Source organism: Roseateles sp. GW821-FHT03B02 (assembly GCF_059421025.1).
This window is the reverse complement of the sequence record NZ_JBWKUV010000002.1, coordinates 629,545-648,089: the sequence shown is the minus strand read 5'-3', so window position 1 is coordinate 648,089 and position 18,545 is coordinate 629,545. Positions and strand designations below refer to the sequence as shown.

Below are 18,545 nucleotides of genomic sequence, written 5' to 3'. Positions count from 1 at the left end.
GTGCCCTTTGTCGAACTTGGGGCTAGCCTATCGGTTGAACGGCGGCCAGTTGGCCCGCGAATGGCTCATCGTCGTGAGCGAATCGGGGCTTGGCGAAAGTCATGCGCCCGGGAGAGGCAGGCCCTGCCAGTTCAACGGCTGTGCGAAGTCAGGCGTGCCAGCGGCGAGGCCATGCTGACGCCGGGCGCTGCGGTGCTGGCGCCACGGGCTGGCTTGGCGTCGTCATCCTCGGGCGCGTCGGCCGACAGTGCTGCGATGCTGTCCGGGTTGCGCCGCATGGCCACGCCCACGGCCAGGATGTCGATGACCAGCAAGTGAAGGATGCGGCTGACCATGGGCAGGTGGGTGGCGATGTCTTCGATGTGGTCGACGATCAGCGTCACATCGGCCTTCTTGGCCAGCGGGCTCTGGCTGGCCGTGATGGCCACGACCTTGGCGCCGCGCTCCTGCGCCTTTTCGACGACGGAGATCAGCTCAGGCAGGCGGCCGCCGCTGCTGATGACGACGGCCACGTCGCCCTCGCGCAGCACGTCGGCAGCCAGCAGTTGCAGGCGTGGGTCGGTGTAGGCGCCGCAGGGCATGCCGAAGCGCAGGAACTTGAACTGCGCATCTTGCGCGACGACGCCGTAGTGGCCCAGCGCGAAGAACTCGATGCGGCTGGCGGCCAGCAGCATGTCGATGGCGCGGTCGATGGTGTCGCGATTCAGGTGGCTGCGCACCTGCAGGATGGCGCTGGCCGTGTTGCCCAGCACCTTGGCGCCGAGCTCCAGCATGGAGTCGTTGGTGTTGACCTGGGTGTGGGTGACGGGCACGGTGCCGGTCAGGCCAGAGGCCAGGCGCAGCTTGAAGTCCGACAGGCCTTCGCAGCCGAGGGAGCGGCAGAAGCGGATGACGGTGGGCTGGCTCACGCCGGCCGCGCGGGCGATCTCGGCGATGGGGTCGTTGAGCACCGAGCGCGGCTGGGCCAGCACGAGGTCGGCCACGCGCAGCTCGGCGGGCGACAGCTCGCTGCGGGCGCGGCGGATCTGGCCCAGGATGGCCGAGCCGGGCGAGGCCTGCAGGGTGCGCAGCTGGTTTTCCAGGATGGCCGAGGCGCCTTTGAAGGTGGCGTTCTCGGCGGTGATGACGAAGGTGGGGATGGCCGATACGTAGTCGCGGAATCGACCCTTGTCCTCGAAGCGCTCGCGGAACGGACTGCGGTCGAAGTACTCGCCCAGCCGCGGCACGATGCCGCCGCCGATGTAGATGCCGCCCAGCGAACCGAGCGTCACGGCCAGGTTGGCCGCGGCCGTGCCGAGCAGGCCGCAGAACACCTCGAGCGTTTCCAGGCAGAGCTTGTCGCTGTCCTCCAGCGCGCGCTGGGTGATGGCGGGGGCGAGCAGGGGCTCTGCGTTGACGATGCCGTTGCGGTCGGCCAGGGCCTTGTAGATCAGCTCCAGGCCGGGGCCGGAGATCAGGCGTTCATAGGAGACATGGTCCAGCGTCTTCCAGGCGAACTTAAGGATGTCCATCTCGCGCTCGTCGCGCGGTCCGAAGTTGACGTGGCCACCCTCGGTGCCGAGGGCAATCCAGCCTTCGCCGGCGGGGATCAGGCCGGAGACGCCCAGACCCGTGCCCGCGCCCAGCAGGCCGATGACGCTGGGTCGACGCGCCTGGCCACCACCGACCTGGCGCACGTCCACCTCGGCCAGGCGGGGCAGGGCCATGGCCAGGGCGGTGAAGTCGTTGACCACCACCAGCGTGTCCAGCCCGAGGCGCTGGCGCATCTCGTCGATGGAGAACTGCCAGTGGTAGTTGGTCATGCGCACCCGGTCGCCCTCGACCGGGTTGGCGATGGCAATGGCCGCGTGGGCGATCTGCTGCGCGCTGCCGTCCTGCCAGCTCAGGCCAGTCAGATAGGCGCGCACGGCGGCGTGGAAATCGGCATGGTCGGCGCAGCGCAGCGAGGCCATCTGCGTGAATTCACCGGGGCCCATTTCCAATGCGAAACGGGCGTAGGTGCCGCCAATATCGGCAAGCAGACGGGGGCTGTCGAAACGGGGCATGGGCGCTGGCGAAACCTGAGGGAATAGGACGGGCGATTATTCAGCAGGCCCGCAGGCCGCCCGGAGGGGCCGTCATCGGGGAAGGCGGGCTGGGTGCCAAACAGGTTGTAGCTTCACTACAGGCTATCGGCAATCGAGTTTCCCCAGGGCGAGGGACGAGTTGCCGGGATTTGAAAGCGTTTTCTGCGCCGCAAATCGAAACCTCGGGTGAGGCTGTATTGTCGATTTGATGTAGTTTTGCTACCGTCCGCTCCGACCGTAATTTCACCCTTTTCAGTCCTGTGTTTGCCAACGTCCGACTCCTGAATATCCGCAGCCTTTCAATCGTTCTCGTTTCGGGAGTCCCGGCATGAGCGCCGCCTATCCCTGGCTGGTGGCGGATGTTGGTGGTACGAACGCCCGCTTCGGCACGGTGGCCGGCCCGGGCGCGGCGGTGGAGGATGTGCGCGTACTGCCCGTGGCGGGCCACGCCGGCCCGGCGGCCGCGGTTCGCGCCTATCTGGACGGCCAGCCTGCCGGCAAGGCCGGGCCTCAGAGCGCTGCCTTCGCCCTGGCGACGGCGCTGGACGGCGATCGCATCGAGCTGACCAATGGCGCCTGGAGCTTCTCGCGCTCGGGAACCCAACAGGAGCTGGGCCTGAGCACGCTGCTCTGCCTGAATGACTTCGAGGCCCAGGCCCTGTCGCTGCCGCGCTTGCGCGCCGGTCAGCTGCGCGCCTGGGGAGCGCCGCCGCCGGCGACGGGCGACGTGGCCGTCGGCACCGTCATGGCCGTCATCGGCCCGGGCACCGGGCTGGGCGTGGGCGGGGTCGTGCGCGCGCCGGGGCGCTGGCTGGCGCTGCCGGGGGAGGGGGGGCATGCCACGCTGGCGCCGGCCGACGATTTCGAGAGCGCCGTTTTGAGCCAGGCGCGCCGCGAGTTCCCGCATGTGTCAGCCGAGCGTTTTCTGTCGGGCATCGGCCTGCCGGTGCTTTGCCGCTGTGTCGCAGCCGTGCTCGGCGAAGGCGAGGACGTCGGCACCCTGCCCACCGAGCAGATCGTCGCGCGTGGCCTGTCGGGCGAATCGCCGGCCTGTGTGCGCACGCTGGATGTGTTCTGCGCCATGCTGGGCGGCTTTGCCGGCAGCGTCGCGCTGACGCTGGGATCCCGTGGCGGCGTCTTCATCGGCGGCGGCATCGTGCCGCGCCTCGGCGAGCGTTTCTTCCAGTCGGAGTTTCGCCGCCGTTTCGAGGCCAAGGGCCGCTTCCAGGCCTTCCTGGCGGGCATCCCGACGGCCCTGATCACCGACACGCTTGCCGCGTTGTCTGGCGCCGCCCTGGCGCTGGAGCAGGCCGACGCCTGACCTGCCGCGCGCAGTCAGCGCGACGGCCCATCCCTGATCTGCACCCGTATCGCCACCCCGGATGGGATGGCGGTGCGGGTGTGCCTGCGCGGGCTGCGGTCGATCGCGCGCCCCGGCCGCCGTGGCTTTCTTCACGGATCCCGGGCTTGTTGTTAACCCCTAGGTTTGTGCTGTAGTTGAGCTACACATTGGTCATTGCCTCACCGTTCTCGTTGGCGTGCTTTGTTCGTAAATATCAATTCCATGCTGGTTTACCCTCGGATTCAAGCCGAAATCAGGTCGCTTCTGCGCAACGTCTAGGGTTTACGCAGGTGCGGAAAAAAATCTAGTTTTGATACAAAGCTGGTCGAGACGTTGGGTTCTCGCCCACCAGACGCAGGCCGATACCTCGGCGGGCGGACTTCGGGCCAAGCCGTTTTCCAATGAACCAGAGGAGACATTCATGACCATGAGCAAAGACAAGCGTGGCTCGGTTGCCACTGCGTCCTTCCGCATCAGTCCGGTGGCCGTCGGCTGCACGCTGCTCATCGCAGCCACGGGCGCGATGGCGCAGCAGCAGGAACAGCCCCAGCAACTGGAGACCGTGACGGTCACGGGCATCCGCAAGGGCATCGAAGCCGCGATCTCCGTCAAGAAGAACAGCGATTCGATCGTCGACGCCATCTCTGCCGAAGACATCGGCAAGCTGCCCGACACCAGCGTGGCCGAATCGGTGTCGCGCCTGCCCGGCGTCGCCGTGCAGCGCAACAAGTCGACCGGCAAGGCGTCGACCATCAGCATCCGCGGCATGTCGCCGGACTTCAACGGCTCGCTGTTCAACGGCCGCGAGCAGGCCTCCACCGGCGACAGCCGTTCGCCCGAGTTCGACGTCTACCCGGCAGAACTGCTGTCCGGCATCGTCGTCTACAAGACGCCCGACGCCACGCTGGTCGGCCAGGGCCTGTCGTCCACGGTCAACCTGACGACCGTGCAGCCGCTGAACTTCGCCAACCGCGTGCTCGCGGCCGGCTACCGCCGCCAGAAGACGGGCATCAGCTCGGGCGCGCCGCAGGAAGGCAGCGGCGACCGCTACTCCTTCTCCTACATCGACCAGTTCGCCGACCGCACCATTGGTGTGGCGCTGGCCGTCACGCGCCTGGACGAGCGCAACAACCAGCAGCTGAAGTTCGACAGCTGGGGTGGCTGGGCCGCCGACGTTCCCTACAACGGCAGCAACGTGAAGGTGCCGGGCGGCTTCAAGTCCGACATCGAGACCAACGACAACAAGCGCGACGGCTTCCTGGGCATCTTCCAGTTCCGTCCCAACAAGGACTTCAAGAGCACCGTCGACGTGTTCCAGTCGCGCGGCACGAACAAGCTCAAGCGCACCGGCCTTGAAGGCGGCATCCCGTTCGGCGCGAGCGGCGCGGGCAGCCTGTCGGACCAGTACGACCCGGCGGGCGTGCTGTCGGCGGCCACCATCACCAACGGCGTGGCCACCAGCGGCACGATGTCCAACTACAAGGCCGTCATCCGCAACCACCTGACGACCGACAAGGACAAGCTGACCAACTTCGGCTGGAACAGCGAGCTCAAGCTCAGCGACACCTGGAGCACCAATCTCGACCTGTCGCGCTCCAAGGGCGAGCGCCACACCAACCGCTACGAGACGACGGCCGGCCAGGCCGGCAACACGCCCGCCTCGCAGCTGAGCTCCATCTCCTGGACCGGCTTCAACGGCAACAACTTCCAGGACGTCAAGTACAAGACCAGCGTCGACTTCTCCAACCCGGCCAACGCACGCCTGACGGACGTGGAAGGCTGGAGCGGTGGCCCGAGCTCGCCGCAGGCCGGCTATCTGGCCCGCCCGGTCACGACCGACACCATCAACAACGGCCGCCTGACGTTCACCAACAGCACCGAGTTCGGCCCCATCCGCGCGACGACCGTTGGCCTGAACCTGTCGGACCGCAAGAAGATCCGCACCTCGGACGAGTACCGTCTGGCCATCAAGGGTGGCGACCCCTACGGCACCGCCCAGATGACCAACCCCAGCCCGGTGGTCGCCGGCTACAGCGGCGTGCCCATCCTGTCCTGGGACCCGACGGGCTCCGAGGGCGGGATCTACGACCTGGTCAGCAAGGTCGACGAGCCCATCCGCGTCAAGTTCTGGGACGTGAAGGAAAAGGTCTCGACCGCTTTCATCAAGGGTGACCTCGATGGCGAGCTGTTCGGCCTGAACTACCGCGGCAACGTCGGCCTGCAGGTCGTGCACACCGACCAGCACGGTGGCGGCTACTCCGTCGACAAGAACAAGTGCACGGGCAACACCGCGACGACCTGCCCGGCCGACTATGTCTCCGGCGACACCAAGTACACCGATGTGCTGCCCAGCCTGAACGTGGCGTTCGACCTCGGCAATGACCAGGTCATGCGCATGGGCCTGGCCAAGGTGCTGGCCCGCCCGGTCATGAACGACCTGCGCGCCGGTCTGTCCTTCAACCTGAGCACGCCCACCAACGGCGATCCTGCCCAGCTGACCGGCGGCGGCGGCAACCCGACCCTTGAGCCTTTCCGCGCCAAGGCCTTCGACCTGTCCTACGAGAAGTACTTCGGCAAGAAGGGCGTGATCAGCATCGCCGGCTTCTACAAGAAGCTCGACAGCTACATCCTGAACGTCGGCCGCCGCTTTGACTTCTCGCCCTATGTGACGCCGAGCACCCCGCTGCCCCCGAGCGGCTCGAAGATCGGCACGCTGACGATGCCGTTCAACGGCTCCGGCGGCAACATCAAGGGCATCGAGTTGAACGCCGACCTGCCGTTCTCGCTGGTCACCAGCTGGCTCGACGGCTTCGGCTTGCAGATCAACCACTCGGACACGCAGAGCTCGGTCAAGCTCCCGGTCAGCGGCTTCAACGGCGCCGACATCGGCAGCATCGACCTGCCGATGCCCGGCCTGTCGCGAAAGGTCACGAACGCCAAGCTGTACTACGAGGCCAACGGCTTCCAGATCGGCGTGGCGCGCAAGTACCGCTCCAAGTTCCTGGGCGAGATCCGCGACTACGAAGACACGCGCAAGCTGACCTTCGTCAAGGGCGAGGCCATCGTCGACCTGCAGGTCGCGTATGAGTTCCAGACCGGCTGGATGAAGGGCCTCTCGGTCAACTTCTCGGCGCAGAACCTGGGTAACACCGAGTTCAAGCGCTACCTGCCCGATGCCAACGGCAACGAGAACGTGGTCGAGTCCGTCAAGTACGGCAAGACCTATCTGCTTGGCGTGAACTACAAGTTCTAAGCCATGGCGGGGCATGGGTTCAAACCCTGCCCCTCTTCGGTTTGCGCCGGGGCCCCGCAGCGATATCGTCGGCGGGGCCTTTCCATTTCGAGAACCTCATGTCCGAGCATCTGATCAAAGACATCGTCATCGTCGGCGGCGGTACGGCCGGCTGGATGACGGCCGCGGCGCTGTCGTCCGCCGTGCGCGACCGCTACCGCATCCGCGTCGTCGAGTCCGACGAGATTGGCATCGTCGGCGTCGGCGAGGCCACCATCCCGATGATCCAGCGCTTCAACCGCGTCGTGGGCATCGATGAGAACGAGTTCCTGCGCGAGACCAGCGGCACCTTCAAGCTCGGCATCGAATTCGTGAACTGGGGGCGGCTGGGCGACCGTTACATGCACGGCTTCGGCCGCATCGGCCAGGACCTCTGGACCGTGCCCTTCGACCAGTACTGGCACCGCCTGCGTGCCGCCGGTCGCGCGCAGACGCTGGAGAACTACTCCATCACGCGCATGGCCAGCAAGGCCAACAAGTTCATGCCGGCGCGCCATGACATCGAGAACTCACCGCTGGCCGACATCAACTACGCCTATCACTTCGACGCCAGCCTGTACGCCCGCTTCCTGCGCCGCCTCAGCGAGAGCCGCGGCGTGCAGCGCATCGAGGGCAAGATCACGCACGCCACCCGCGTCGCCGAAGGCGCTCACGCCGGCCACATCGACGCCGTCGTCCTGGCAAGCGGCGAACGCATCGAAGGCCAGCTCTTCGTCGACTGCTCGGGCATGCGCGGCCTGCTGATCGAGCAGACGCTGCAGACCGGCTACGAGGACTGGCGCCACTGGCTGCCCTGCGACCGCGCGCTGGCCGTGCCCTGCGAGTCCGTTGCGCCGCTGACGCCCTACACCCGCTCGACGGCCCATCGTGCCGGCTGGCAATGGCGCATCCCGCTGCAGCACCGCATCGGCAACGGCCATGTCTACTGCAGCCAGTACGTCAGCGACGACGAAGCCGCGGCGACCCTGCTGGCCAACCTGGACGGCAAGCCCCTGGCCGAACCGCGGCGCATCCCGTTCGTCACCGGCATGCGCCGCAAGACCTGGAATGCCAACGTTGTCGCGATCGGTCTGTCCAGCGGCTTCCTGGAGCCACTGGAGTCCACCTCCATCCACCTGATCCAGGCGGCCATCCAGCAGCTCATCGACTTCTTCCCCGACCGCGGCTTCGACGCGACCGACGTCGAGGAATTCAACCGCACCAGCCGCTTCCACTACGAGCGCATCCGCGACTTCATCATCCTGCACTACCACCTCAACCAGCGCGAGGACTCCGAGTTCTGGAAGGCCTGCGCCCACATGGCCGTGCCCGAGACGCTGAAGGAGAAGATGGACCTCTTCCGCAGCCACGGCCGCATCGTGCGCTTCAACAACGAGCTCTTCACCGAGGTGGGCTGGCTGCAGGTCATGGAAGGCCAGAACCTCGTGCCCCGGCGCCACCATCCGCTGGCCGAACTGCAGACCGAGCAGGCGACCTTCGACTACCTCGACAGCGTGCGCGACGTCATCGCCAAGTGCGTGGCCGTCATGCCCGACCACGCCGACTACATCGCCCAGCACTGCGCGGCCCAGCCGATGTAGGCCGGAGCACCGCGCATGCCCGCCCAGCTCCAGGACATCGTCATCGTCGGCGGCGGCACCGCCGGCTGGATGACGGCACTGGGCCTGGTCACCGTCGTCGGCGACCGCTACCGCATCCGCGTCGTCGAGTCCGACGAGATCGGCATCGTCGGTGTCGGTGAAGCCACCATCCCGCTGATCCAGCGCTTCAACCGCATCGTCGGCATCGCCGAGAACGATTTCCTGCGCGAAACCGGCGGCACGTTCAAGCTGGGCATCGAGTTCGTGAACTGGGGCCGCGTGGGCAACCGCTACATGCACGGCTTCGGCCGCATCGGCCAGGACCTCTGGACGGTCGGCTTCGAGCAGTACTGGCACCGCCTGCGCCTGGCCGGCCTTGCCCGGCCGCTGGGCGACTACGCCATCACCCAGCAGGCCGCGCGCGCCAACCGCTTCATGCCGGCCCGCCCCGAGCCGGCCAACTCGCCGCTGGCGGACATTGCCTACGCCTACCACTTCGACGCCGGCCGCTACGCGCGCTATCTGAGACGCCTTGCCGAGGCGCGCGGCGTGCGGCGCACCGAGGGGCGCATCACGCATGCGACGCGCAGCGAAGGCGGTGACATCGACGCCGTCGTGCTGGCCGGCGGCGAGCGCATCATCGGCGAGCTCTTCATCGACTGCTCGGGTTTTCGTGCCCTGCTCATCGAGGAGACGCTCAAGACCGGCTTCGACGACTGGAGCCACTGGCTGCCCTGCGACCGCGCGCTGGCCGTGCCCTGTGAGCCGGCGTCCCCGCTGACACCCTACACACGCTCCACGGCCCATCACGCCGGCTGGCAATGGCGCATCCCTCTGCAGCACCGCACCGGCAACGGCCATGTCTACAGCAGCCACCACGTCAGCGACGACGAGGCCGCCGCGACGCTGCTGGCCCACCTCGACGGCAAGGCGCTGGCCGAGCCGCGCGCACTGCGCTTCATGGCCGGCATGCGTCGCAGGACCTGGAACGCCAACGTCGTGGCCATCGGCCTGGCCGCCGGCTTCCTGGAACCGCTGGAGTCCACCAGCATCCACCTCATCCAGCAGGCCATCCAGCTGCTGATCGACTTCTTCCCCGACCGCGGCTTCAGCCCGGCCGACATCGCCGAGTTCAACGCCCAGAGCCGCTTCCACTGGGAGCGCATCCGCGACTTCATCGTGCTGCACTACCACGTCAACCAGCGCGACGACTCCGCCTTCTGGCGCGACTGCGCCCACATGGCCGTGCCCGAGTCGCTGCGCGAGAAGATCGCGCTCTACCGTGGCCATGGCCGCGTCCAGCGCTTCAACGGCGAGCTTTTCACCGAGACGGCCTGGCTGCAGGTGATGGCCGGGCAGAACCTGATGCCCGAGAGCTACCACCCCTTCGCCGCGCTGCAGGCGCAGGACAAGGTGCACGACTACCTCGAAGCTGTCCACCGCGCCGTCACGAACAGCGTGGCGCAGATGCCTGACCACGCCGACTACATCGCCCGCCATTGCGCGGCGCCCTCCTGAACCAAGGCCCACACCATGACCCTGCCCCTGCGTCGCCGTACCGTGCTGACTGCCGCTTCCTCCCTCGCCCTGCCCGCCATGAGTGCCACGAAAGACATGCCCCATCTGCCCTGGTCCCGCCAGGCCGTCATCTACCAGATCAACGTCCGCCAGTTCTCGCCCGAGGGCACGCTGCAGGCCGTGCAGTCCGACCTGCAGCGCCTCAAGCACCTGGGCGTGGACATCCTGTGGCTGATGCCCCTGCAGCCCATCGGCAGGCTCAACCGCAAGGGCAAGCTGGGCAGCTACTACTCGATCAGCGACTACACGGCCGTGAACCCCGAGTTCGGCACGCCGGCCGATGCCAAGGCCTTCGTCGCCGCTGCGCACAAGCTGGGCTTCAAGGTCATCCTCGACTGGGTGGCCAACCACACCGCCTGGGACCACCCCTGGGCCGCGGCCCACAAGGACTGGTACAAGCTCAACGCCAAGGGCGAGATCTATCCCGTCACCTTCAACGAAGGCCAGGCCAGCGAGGAGCACTGGGACGATGTCGTCGCGCTGAACTACAAGAGCGAGGGCCTGCGCGCCGCGATGATCGACTCGATGAAGTTCTGGGTGCGCGAGGTCAACCTCGACGGCTTCCGCTGCGACGTCGCCAGCCTAGTGCCGACCGACTTCTGGGTCCGCGCCCGCAAGGAACTGGATGCCGTCAAGCCGATGTTCATGCTGGCCGAGTCGGACGCCATCGACCTGCACACCAGCGGTGCCTTCGACATGACCTACTCCTGGGACCTGGCCGACCAGGTCTTCAAGAAAATCGGCAAGGGCGAGGCCGGTGCACCGCTGTTGCGCGAGTGGCTGGCCAAGCAGCCAGCGGGCTACCCGGCCTATGCCTACCGCATGCGCTTCACCAGCAACCACGACTTCAATTCCTGGCATGGCACCGATGCCGATCTCTACGGTGACGCCTACCAGGCCCTGGCAGTGCTGACCTTCACGCTGCCCGGCATGCCGCTGATCTACAACGGCCAGGAGTCGCGGCTCACCAAGAAGCTGGAGTTCTTCGAGAAGGATGCCATCGACTGGAAGCGATATGAGCTGAGCGACTTCTACGCCCGACTCGTGGCGCTCAAGCACGCGCATCCGGCGCTGGCCGCCGGCCAGTACGGTGCGCCGGTCAGGCTGCTGGAGGCGCCGGCCGACGTCGTCGCCTTCGAGCGCCGCCTGGGCGAAGACGCCGTGCGCGTCGCCGTCAACCTGTCCAAGGCCGAACAGACCTGGCAGGGCCACAAGCTCGGGCCCTGGGGATGGCATCTGTCTTGAACGAGCATCGACCCCATGTCCATTTCGCGGCGCGCAGGAACTAGCTCAGCGACTCCAGCGGCCTTGTCTTCGACGCGGCCACCGGGCTCTGGCACTTCTGGCGAGTCCAGCCTTGACGGCACCGTGTTGAAGCAAGGCCGCAGCGACTGGCTGCGCAGCGTCTTGACCCTCCTGACCCTCTCATGAAGATTCTGATCACCGGCCTGAGCGGCACGCTGGCCCCGCGCTTGGCCGAAGCCGCACGGGCTGCAGGCCACCAGGTCATCGGCTGGGACCGCCAGGCGGTCAACCCGGACGACGAGGCGCTGTCGGCCGCCTGGCTGGCCGCCCAGTCCGTGGACGCCGTGGCCCACCTGGGCATGGCGTCGGCGCGCTTCGCCGGCTGGCTGGCGTCGCGCTGCCCGAACTTCCTGTTCACAAGCACCGTGATGGTGTTTGATCACGAGCCCGACGGCCCGCATGACGTGGCCGATGCGCGCAACGCCAAGGACGACTACGGCCGCTACAAAGCCGACTGCGAGGATGCCGTGCTGCTGGCCAACGAGCGGCCCGTCATCGCCCGCATCGGCTGGCAGATCGACGCGACCCGGCCCGGCAACAACATGCTGCTGACGCTGGACGAATGGCAACAGCGCGATGGCCGCGTGGCGGCCAGCAGCGCCTGGACGCCGGCCTGCTCCTTCATGGAGGACACGGCCGCAGCCCTGCTGGGGCTCATCGAACGACCACTGGCCGGCGTGCACCACCTGGACAGCAATGCCGAAGAGGCCTGGCGCTTCGACGAGCTGGCCCGGGCACTGGCGCGCAAGTTCGCGCGTGACTGGCGCGTCGAGGCCCACGAGGATTACCGCCACGATCAGCGTCTCGTGGGCGGCTCGAGTGCCTTGCCGCCGCTGTCGGCCCGCTTGCCGGGCCTTGCCCGTGATTGAGCGCTGGCCCATCGACGGCAAGGGCCGCAGCCGCACCGTGGCTCATGGCGGCCTGGTCTGGACGGTGGCCAACGCGACCGACCCGGCGGCGGGCTTCGAGGCCCAGGTCGGCCAGAGCCTGCAGATGCTCGAAGCGCATCTGCTGGAGGCCGGCTCGGCGCGGACGCATCTGCTGTCGCTGCAGGTCATCCTGACCGACATCGCCAACCGCGACGCTTTCGACAGGCAATGGCAGGCCTGGATCGGCCCCTGCCCCGAGCATTGGCCGCAGCGGGCCTGCTTCCAGTCGGGCCTGGCGCCGGGGCTGCAGGTAGAACTGATCGCCGTCGCGACGTCCCTCGCCGCGGGGGCATCGACAATCGGCCGATGAAAGCACCCGCCCGCCTGCAGGCACTGATTGAAGAAGGCCTGATCGACAGCGTCGTGCGGCAGCTCAAGAGCGGCAAGGAAGCCGACGTCTACGTCGTGCGCTGCGGCGACGACACCTGCGCCGCCAAGGTCTACAAGGAGGCCAACAAGCGCGGCTTCCGCCAGGCCGTCGACTACACGGAGAACCGCAAGGTCCGCAACAGCCGGCAGGGGCGCGCGATGGCCAAGCGCACTGCCTATGGCCGCCAGCAACAGGAGGCAGCGTGGCAGAGCGCCGAGGTCGACGCGCTCTACCGCCTGGCCGCGGCCGGCGTGCGCGTGCCGCAGCCGGGCAACTTCCATGATGGCGTGCTGTTGATGGAGTTGGTGGCCGACGAGCATGGTGACGCGGCGCCGCGGCTGAACGACCTGACCTTCACCGAGGCAGAGGCGCAGCAGCACCACGCCACGCTGATCGGCGAGGTGGTACGCATGCTGTGCGCCGGCGTCATCCATGGCGACCTGTCGGAGTTCAACGTGCTGCTGGCCGCCGACGGGCCGGTCATCATCGACCTGCCGCAGGCCGTGGACGCGGCCGGCAACAACCACGCACCGCGCATGCTGATCCGCGACGTGAACAACCTGCGCAACTTCTTCGGCCAGCACGCACCCGCGCTGCTGGCCACGCAGTACGGCCCCGAGATCTGGGCCCTCTATGCCGCCGGCCGCCTGATGCCCGACACGCCGCTGGCGGGGCGTTACGAGCACAAACCCGGTGAGGTCGACCTGTCGGCCGTGCTGCGCGAAATCGAAGACGCGCGGCGCGAAGAGGCGGACCGCCTGCTGCGGATGAGTTAGGCCTCGCCGGGCTGCATCCACAGCTCGCTGCGGGTCACCGGCGTCTCGGGCGGCAGCAGCGGGTTGCTCAGGCGCAGCACGCGGCCGGCCGAAATGGGGTGGGCCTTGAGTACCGCGCCGTAGAACTCGCGGTGCAGGCGCTGGAAGCTGCCATCGGCGACGGCTGCCTCCAGGCCGGTCCTGAGCTCCGCCGCAAGGTCGGGACGGCTGGGGCTGACGAAGAGATAGGCCGCCGCCGGGTAGTGCAGCATCAGCCCGGGCTCGATGGCCAGCTCGGGGTAGCGGCCGCTGGCGAGCTCGGCGTCGATCTCAAGGATGGAGCGTGGGAAGTAGTCGATGCGCCCGGCCGCCAGCATGCGGAACAAGGCCTCGTAGCCGCTGCTGGTGCCTACCTGCAGGCCGTTGGCGCGCAGGATGGTGGTGTCGGGCCAGTCGTGGCCCTGGCCGGCCACGCGCTGGCGCAGGTCTTTCAGCGTGCGCACGCGCTGCCATTGCTCCAGCTCGGCACGCCGCACCAGCAGCAGGCGCCAGCCGAGCATGCCGCGGTCGATGGGAATGCGCACCGGCAACAGGCCGCCCGACTCACGCTGGTTGTCCGTCATCGTCCACATCAGGTCGATGGGGCTGTGGCCCGTGGCCAGCTCGATCAGCGTGCGGCCCTGCGTCATGTCGAGGTCGACGAGGCGGATCTCCAGCTTGCTGCCGGCACGGGCCAGGGCCAGTTCGACGACGCGGCGCACGTAGCCCAGCTGCGGGTCCGGCATGCTGATGTGGCGGGGCAGGCGCGCCGGCTCGCCGGGCTGGGCGCAGACCGGCTGGCCGGCAAGCAGCAGGGGCAGGAGCAGCAGCTGGCGGCGTCGCATCGGCGGCGGGATCGATTGCATGAACCGCCATCATGCGGCAGCCGGCGCGGCCGGCGCGCTGGCGTCAACCCGAGGCGCTCGGGTTTACCCTGAGTTGGTGTTGTTGCGCTTCGGCTTCGTGCTCGCGCAGCCTCTGCAGCAGGCGCGCATCGTCCAGGGCGGCGTCCTCGGGTGCCAGCGCGCCGCAGCCGCGCAGGGCTGGTCCGTGCTCTTGCAGCGCCCGCTGCAGCCACCGGGCGCGCCTGAGCGTGCGCGGCGTGCAGGAGCGGCCACGCAGGTCGTCGTCGAGATCGCTGCGGTGAGCCTGCCAGGCGTCGGTCAGGTAGAGCTGCGCCGGTGCCCGGGCCAGCTCACGCCGCCAGCGCGCGGCCAGGCTACGGTAGTGACCGAGCACGTGCGGCGTCGCGCCGCGCCGCGCCAGCCGCCCGGCCAGCGCTTCATAGGCGGCGCCGGCCAGCTGCTTGAAGCGGACGAAGTGCGGCAGGGCCTGCGCGTCGCTGCCGGCGTCAAGCAGGGCGCCAAAGAGATGGCGACCCTCGATGCGCTCGGCCAGGTGATGCCGCGGGTTGTCGCAGCCATCGCCGGCGCTGTTGAGCTGTGTCAGCGGATCGAAGCGGTAGCAGTAGCCGAAGTCGTAGAGCCAGATGCGCTCACCGTCGTCCAGCAGGTTGCCGGCGCTGTAGTCCCATTCGAAGAAGCCGTGCTCGATCAAGGCGCAGCCGGCGTCGAGCAGGCGGCGGGCCTGGCGCTCGTCCAGCACGCCGGGGTGACGCCCCTCGATCCACTGCGAGACGACCAGGCCGGCGTGCAGCGAGCCGTAGACGGGTGCGACGATGCCGGGCAGGGCCAGCGAGGCCAGTTCGGCGTGGCGCTGCAGCTCGTTGAGGAAGGAGGTGCGGCCGTCGTCGTTGCGCACCCGGCATTCGGCGCGGGCGCGCTTGACGGCCCAGCGGTGGCCGTCGTGGTTGAGGCAGATCACTTCGGCGGTCAGGCCGCCATCGTGGAGGGCCTCGACGCCCGGGCTGTCGGCCGCGAGGGACTGCAACGCGGCGACGGGCAGGGGCAGGGCGGTTTCGCTGCCGAAGGCGAACTCTGCACCGCTGGCGATGAAGGCCAGGTTGGCCTGCTGGCGCCGGGCGTCCAGCGTCAGATCAGGCCCGGCCATGCATCGCCGTGGCGGTCGAAGGCGGCACGGATGGCGACGACCCGCTCGGCCGGCAACGGACCGCGGGCGATGGCGTCCAGGTTGCGGCGCAGGTTGGCCGGCTTGGCCGTGCCGACGATGGCGCTGGCGGCACCGGCGTGGAAGGCGGCGAAGCGCAGGGCGACGTCCGCCCAGTCCTCGGCGCAGGCGATGCCCATGGCCTGGAAGCGGTCCCAGTACTGGCCTTCGGCGAAGTCGGCGGGCCGCTCGGCGTGGCGCCACACGGCGCCGGCCAGCGGGCGCTTGGCGATGACGCCGATGCCGGCGTGGTCGGCCCGTGCGGCGCGAGTCTTCAGGTGGGCCTGGTCGCAGAGGCTGATGGAGGTCTGCAGGCCGCCGAAGCTGCCGCTTTCGATGGCGAAATCGATCTCGGCGTTGTCGCCGGAGTAGGCGGCCACGCGCAGCTTGCCGGCCGCACGGCAGTCATTCAGCGCGCGGGCCACGTCGCCCTGCTGCAGCACCGGCAGGGGGCAGGAGTGCAGGTGGACGATGTCGAGCCAGTCGGTCTTCAACAGCTTCAGCGCACGCTCGACGCCGGCGACGATGCAGTCGTAGGTCCAGTCCGGCACGCCCTCGACGCCGTAGCCGACCTTGGTAGACAGCACGAACTCCGCGCGGCGGTGGGCGATGTGGCGGCCGATGCGCGCTTCGCTGAGGCCATAGCCGCGCGCGGTGTCGATGAGGTTGATGCCTTGGTCGAGCACATGGTTGAGCAGCGCGCCGGCCTCGGCTTCGGTCGTGCGCTCGTCGTTGATGTGCATGGCGCCGAAGCCGAGCGCGGACACCTTGAGGCCGCTGTGGCCGAGAGGATTCAGGATCATGGCGTGACGAGGACGCGGCCGAACAGGGGCGGCACGGTGAGCTGGATCCAGCCGTGCTGGGCCGTCACCGCGTCGCCGCCGAGGGCGTCGCGCAGGGTGTCGGCCGGGAAGGGCAGGCCGACCTTGACGGTCCTGGCGGTGGTGCTGTTGTTGGTGGCGGTGAGGGCCCAGGTCTTGCCGTCCTGGCGGGCCAGCACGACGACATGCTCGTCGACATGCAGCGGCGCCGAGAGCGTGCCGTGGCGCAGCACGGGCAGGTCATGGCGAAGTTTCGTCAGCCGCTTGAAGTCGGCCAGCAGGGCCTCGTCGGGCTTGCCGCCTTCGTCGGCCCAGGGGTAGGGTGCGCGGTTGTAGGGATCGTCGCCGCCGCCCAGGCCCACCTCGTCGCCGTAGTAGATGGTGGGCGAGCCGGGGTAGGTCATCTGGAAGAACACGGCCAGGCGCAGGCGCTGCTTGGCGAGTTGGAGGTCCTGGCCTTCGCCGAAGTGGTGCAGGGCGCGCGGCTGGTCGTGGGTGGACAGCAGGTTCATCAGCGCTGAGAAGGCCTGCGGCGGATAGGCCTCGCGCATCAGCTCCAGGTTGGCGGCCATCATCTGGGCCGACTTGCCGGCGGCGTAGTCCAGCACGGCGTTGCGGAAGATGTAGTTCATGGTGCTATCGAACATATCTCCGAGGAAATATTTCGAGCTGTCGAACCAGGTTTCGGCCACCGTCAGTGCATCCGGCTTCTTGGCCTTCACCGCCTGGCGCCACTCGCGCCAGAAGTCGTCGGGCACCCAGGGCGCCACGTCCATGCGCCAGCCGGCCGCGCCGCGGTCCAGCCAGAGGTTGGTGACGGAGTCCTTGTCGCGGTAGGCGTAGGCGCGAAAGGACGGGTTGCTCTTGTCGATCTCGGGCAGGTCGGCCACCCCCACCCAGCCCTGGTACTGCTTGTTCGGGTCCTTCTCCTCGGGCTTGAACTTGAACCAGCCGTAATAGGGCGAGGCGGGGTTGGGCTTGCCGTTGTCGAAGGCGCCGCCGGCGGGGAAGTTGCCGTAACGGTTGAAGTAGGGCGAGTCCGCGCCGACGTGGTTCAGCGAGGTGTCGGGGATGACACGGATGCCGCGCCTGGCGGCTTCGGCGCACAGGCGCACGAAGTCGTCGTTCGTGCCGAAGGCCGGGTCGATCTGCTTGTAGTCGGCCGCGTCGTATTTGTGGTTACTGGGCGCGCGGAAGACCGGGGTCAGGTAGAGGGCGTTGGCGCCCAGGCTCTGGATGTAGTCGAGCTTTTCGATGATGCCGGCCAGGTCGCCGCCGAAGAAGTCGTTGTTGTAGAGGGCGTCGGAGCCGTCGCCCTTCTCTCCAGGTCCAGCCGGCTTGAACGGCTTCTCGTTCCAGGTCGCATGGCGCTCGACGTCGCCGTTCTGGTAGCGGTCCTGCGGCCGGCCGCCGCCGGGGCGCGGGTCGTTAGCCTTGTCGCCGTTGCGGAAGCGCTCGGGGAAGACGTAGTAGTAGACGATGTCCTTCGTCCAGGCCGGCACCTGGAAGTCAGGTGCGTAGATGGTCTGGCGGTAGCGGCGGACTCGCTTGGCGCTGGCGGGCAAACGCTCGATGGCGGCCGGACCCATGGAGCCCTTCTCGCGCGTCCAGTAGACGGCGTCGCTGTTGTTCTGCAGCGCGTAGCGCGTGCCGTCATACATCTCCAACTCGAACCAGTAGCCGTAGACGCCGATGTCGGCAAAGCGATAGCGGGCCGTAAAACCCACGCCCAGGCCGCGCGAGTGCGGCGTCATGGCGATGCGGGCCAGCGGCTCGTAGCTCAGCTGCTCCTGGTTGCCGCTCATCTGGCGGCGTTCGATGACGAGGGTGGCGCTCTTGAGACCCGGCGCGTCGTTGCCGACGCTGAAGCGGATCTCGGTGCCGGCTGGCTGCGCGCCGAAAGGGGCCTTGAACTCTTCCGCCCGCGAGCTGAAGTGGGCGGTCAGCGCGGCGCGGTCGGTGATCGCTTGAGGCGGCGTGGGCTTGAAGGTCCTGGGCCCGACGACGAGGGCGGCACTGCCGTCGGCCGCGATGGCCAGGCGCAGCGTATGTTCGCCGCCGAAATCGCGCTTGACGTTGCCGCCGGCGCCACGAGCCGGATTGCCCTTGGCGTCGCCGCCGAAGGTCAGCGCGGGCGTCCAGTCCTCGTCGGCGAGCTTGAACTCCTGCGTGCCCTTGGCGGCGAGGTTGAGGTAGTAGGCGTCGCAGCGGTACTCGAACGCCTGCTCGTCCTGGGCCGCCCAGTTGTTCAGCGCGCCGCGCAGGTAGATCGTGGCATCGCCCAGCGGCGCGGGTTTGCAGTCGGCGGCGCGGGCAGCAGGGGCCAGCGCGAGCAGGGCGGCGCAGAGCGCGAGGGACTTGGGCATGGGGAAGGCGATCCGTGGTGCCGCGGATGCGGCAG

13 protein-coding genes are annotated in these 18,545 nt (G+C 68.2%); 8 read left to right on the top strand and 5 right to left on the bottom strand.

The genetic code is table 11. The features are described 5' to 3' along the window. Positions 1-131: 131 nt before the first annotated feature. Complete coding sequence (locus tag AC07VX_RS09300) at positions 132-2,045, bottom strand: glucokinase (RefSeq protein WP_493164423.1); 1,914 nt, start codon at positions 2,043-2,045, stop codon at positions 132-134. A 349-nt stretch (positions 2,046-2,394) separates the two neighbouring features. On the opposite strand from AC07VX_RS09300, the gene glk reads away from it, so the two are divergent. The 8 genes from glk to AC07VX_RS09260 all read left to right on the top strand — a co-directional run bounded on the left by glk (position 2,395) and on the right by AC07VX_RS09260 (position 13,238). Next, positions 2,395-3,387 (top strand): glucokinase, encoded by a 993-nt coding sequence (gene glk, locus AC07VX_RS09295; RefSeq protein ID WP_493164422.1) that lies wholly within the window; start codon positions 2,395-2,397, stop codon positions 3,385-3,387. 442 nt (positions 3,388-3,829) lie between these two features. After that, the gene (locus AC07VX_RS09290) at positions 3,830-6,661 is read left to right on the top strand and encodes a TonB-dependent receptor (RefSeq protein ID WP_493164421.1); all 2,832 of its coding nucleotides are present in this window, start codon (positions 3,830-3,832) and stop codon (positions 6,659-6,661) included. A 98-nt stretch (positions 6,662-6,759) separates the two neighbouring features. Next, entirely contained in the window at positions 6,760-8,280 is a 1,521-nt protein-coding gene (locus AC07VX_RS09285) for a tryptophan halogenase family protein (RefSeq protein WP_493164420.1), read from the top strand. A 15-nt stretch (positions 8,281-8,295) separates the two neighbouring features. Then, positions 8,296-9,798 (top strand): tryptophan halogenase family protein, encoded by a 1,503-nt coding sequence (locus tag AC07VX_RS09280; RefSeq protein ID WP_493164419.1) that lies wholly within the window; start codon positions 8,296-8,298, stop codon positions 9,796-9,798. Between the two features lie 15 nt (positions 9,799-9,813). Next, positions 9,814-11,103, top strand: a complete 1,290-nt coding sequence (locus tag AC07VX_RS09275; protein ID WP_493164418.1) for an alpha-amylase family glycosyl hydrolase — start codon at positions 9,814-9,816, stop codon at positions 11,101-11,103. 182 nt (positions 11,104-11,285) lie between these two features. Continuing rightward, positions 11,286-12,032: a sugar nucleotide-binding protein gene (locus AC07VX_RS09270; protein ID WP_493164417.1), complete on the top strand. Its 747-nt coding sequence runs from the start codon at positions 11,286-11,288 to the stop codon at positions 12,030-12,032. Next, the gene (locus tag AC07VX_RS09265) at positions 12,025-12,402 is read left to right on the top strand and encodes a Rid family hydrolase (RefSeq protein WP_493164416.1); all 378 of its coding nucleotides are present in this window, start codon (positions 12,025-12,027) and stop codon (positions 12,400-12,402) included. The genes AC07VX_RS09270 and AC07VX_RS09265 overlap by 8 nt, the downstream gene beginning before the upstream one ends. Next, positions 12,399-13,238 carry a PA4780 family RIO1-like protein kinase gene (locus tag AC07VX_RS09260; protein WP_493164415.1) on the top strand — a complete coding sequence of 280 codons (840 nt, stop codon included), beginning with the start codon at positions 12,399-12,401 and terminating at the stop codon, positions 13,236-13,238. The genes AC07VX_RS09265 and AC07VX_RS09260 overlap by 4 nt, the downstream gene beginning before the upstream one ends. On the opposite strand, the gene AC07VX_RS09255 is transcribed toward AC07VX_RS09260, so the two are convergent. From AC07VX_RS09255 to AC07VX_RS09240, 4 genes are read right to left on the bottom strand one after another with little or no spacing between them, the layout of a single operon-like run. After that, entirely contained in the window at positions 13,235-14,122 is an 888-nt protein-coding gene (locus tag AC07VX_RS09255; RefSeq protein WP_493164414.1) for a hypothetical protein, read from the bottom strand. The two genes, AC07VX_RS09260 and AC07VX_RS09255, sit on opposite strands and share 4 nt — an antisense overlap. Before the next feature lie 43 nt (positions 14,123-14,165). Then, positions 14,166-15,266, bottom strand: coding sequence for a protein kinase family protein (locus AC07VX_RS09250; protein ID WP_493164413.1), 1,101 nt, complete (start codon positions 15,264-15,266; stop codon positions 14,166-14,168). Continuing rightward, a complete protein-coding gene (locus AC07VX_RS09245) occupies positions 15,248-16,126 on the bottom strand; it encodes an aldo/keto reductase (RefSeq protein WP_493164412.1) in 879 nt (292 codons plus the stop codon). The genes AC07VX_RS09250 and AC07VX_RS09245 overlap by 19 nt, the downstream gene beginning before the upstream one ends. Beyond that, positions 16,123-18,510 (bottom strand): glycoside hydrolase family 13 protein, encoded by a 2,388-nt coding sequence (locus AC07VX_RS09240; protein WP_493164411.1) that lies wholly within the window; start codon positions 18,508-18,510, stop codon positions 16,123-16,125. The genes AC07VX_RS09245 and AC07VX_RS09240 overlap by 4 nt, the downstream gene beginning before the upstream one ends. Between the last annotated feature and the right edge of the window lie 35 nt (positions 18,511-18,545).

Excerpts from the sequence above, each read along its gene's own strand:
- AC07VX_RS09300 (WP_493164423.1), bottom strand. The coding sequence starts at position 2,045 with ATGCCCCGTTTCGACAGCCCCCGTCTGCTTGCCGATATTGGCGGCACC.
- glk (WP_493164422.1), top strand. The coding sequence starts at position 2,395 with ATGAGCGCCGCCTATCCCTGGCTGGTGGCGGATGTTGGTGGTACGAAC.
- AC07VX_RS09290 (WP_493164421.1), top strand. The coding sequence starts at position 3,830 with ATGACCATGAGCAAAGACAAGCGTGGCTCGGTTGCCACTGCGTCCTTC.
- AC07VX_RS09285 (WP_493164420.1), top strand. The coding sequence starts at position 6,760 with ATGTCCGAGCATCTGATCAAAGACATCGTCATCGTCGGCGGCGGTACG.
- AC07VX_RS09280 (WP_493164419.1), top strand. The coding sequence starts at position 8,296 with ATGCCCGCCCAGCTCCAGGACATCGTCATCGTCGGCGGCGGCACCGCC.
- AC07VX_RS09275 (WP_493164418.1), top strand. The coding sequence starts at position 9,814 with ATGACCCTGCCCCTGCGTCGCCGTACCGTGCTGACTGCCGCTTCCTCC.
- AC07VX_RS09270 (WP_493164417.1), top strand. The coding sequence starts at position 11,286 with ATGAAGATTCTGATCACCGGCCTGAGCGGCACGCTGGCCCCGCGCTTG.
- AC07VX_RS09260 (WP_493164415.1), top strand. The coding sequence starts at position 12,399 with ATGAAAGCACCCGCCCGCCTGCAGGCACTGATTGAAGAAGGCCTGATC.
- AC07VX_RS09255 (WP_493164414.1), bottom strand. The coding sequence starts at position 14,122 with ATGCAATCGATCCCGCCGCCGATGCGACGCCGCCAGCTGCTGCTCCTG.
- AC07VX_RS09250 (WP_493164413.1), bottom strand. The coding sequence starts at position 15,266 with ATGGCCGGGCCTGATCTGACGCTGGACGCCCGGCGCCAGCAGGCCAAC.
- AC07VX_RS09245 (WP_493164412.1), bottom strand. The coding sequence starts at position 16,126 with ATGATCCTGAATCCTCTCGGCCACAGCGGCCTCAAGGTGTCCGCGCTC.
- AC07VX_RS09240 (WP_493164411.1), bottom strand. The coding sequence starts at position 18,510 with ATGCCCAAGTCCCTCGCGCTCTGCGCCGCCCTGCTCGCGCTGGCCCCT.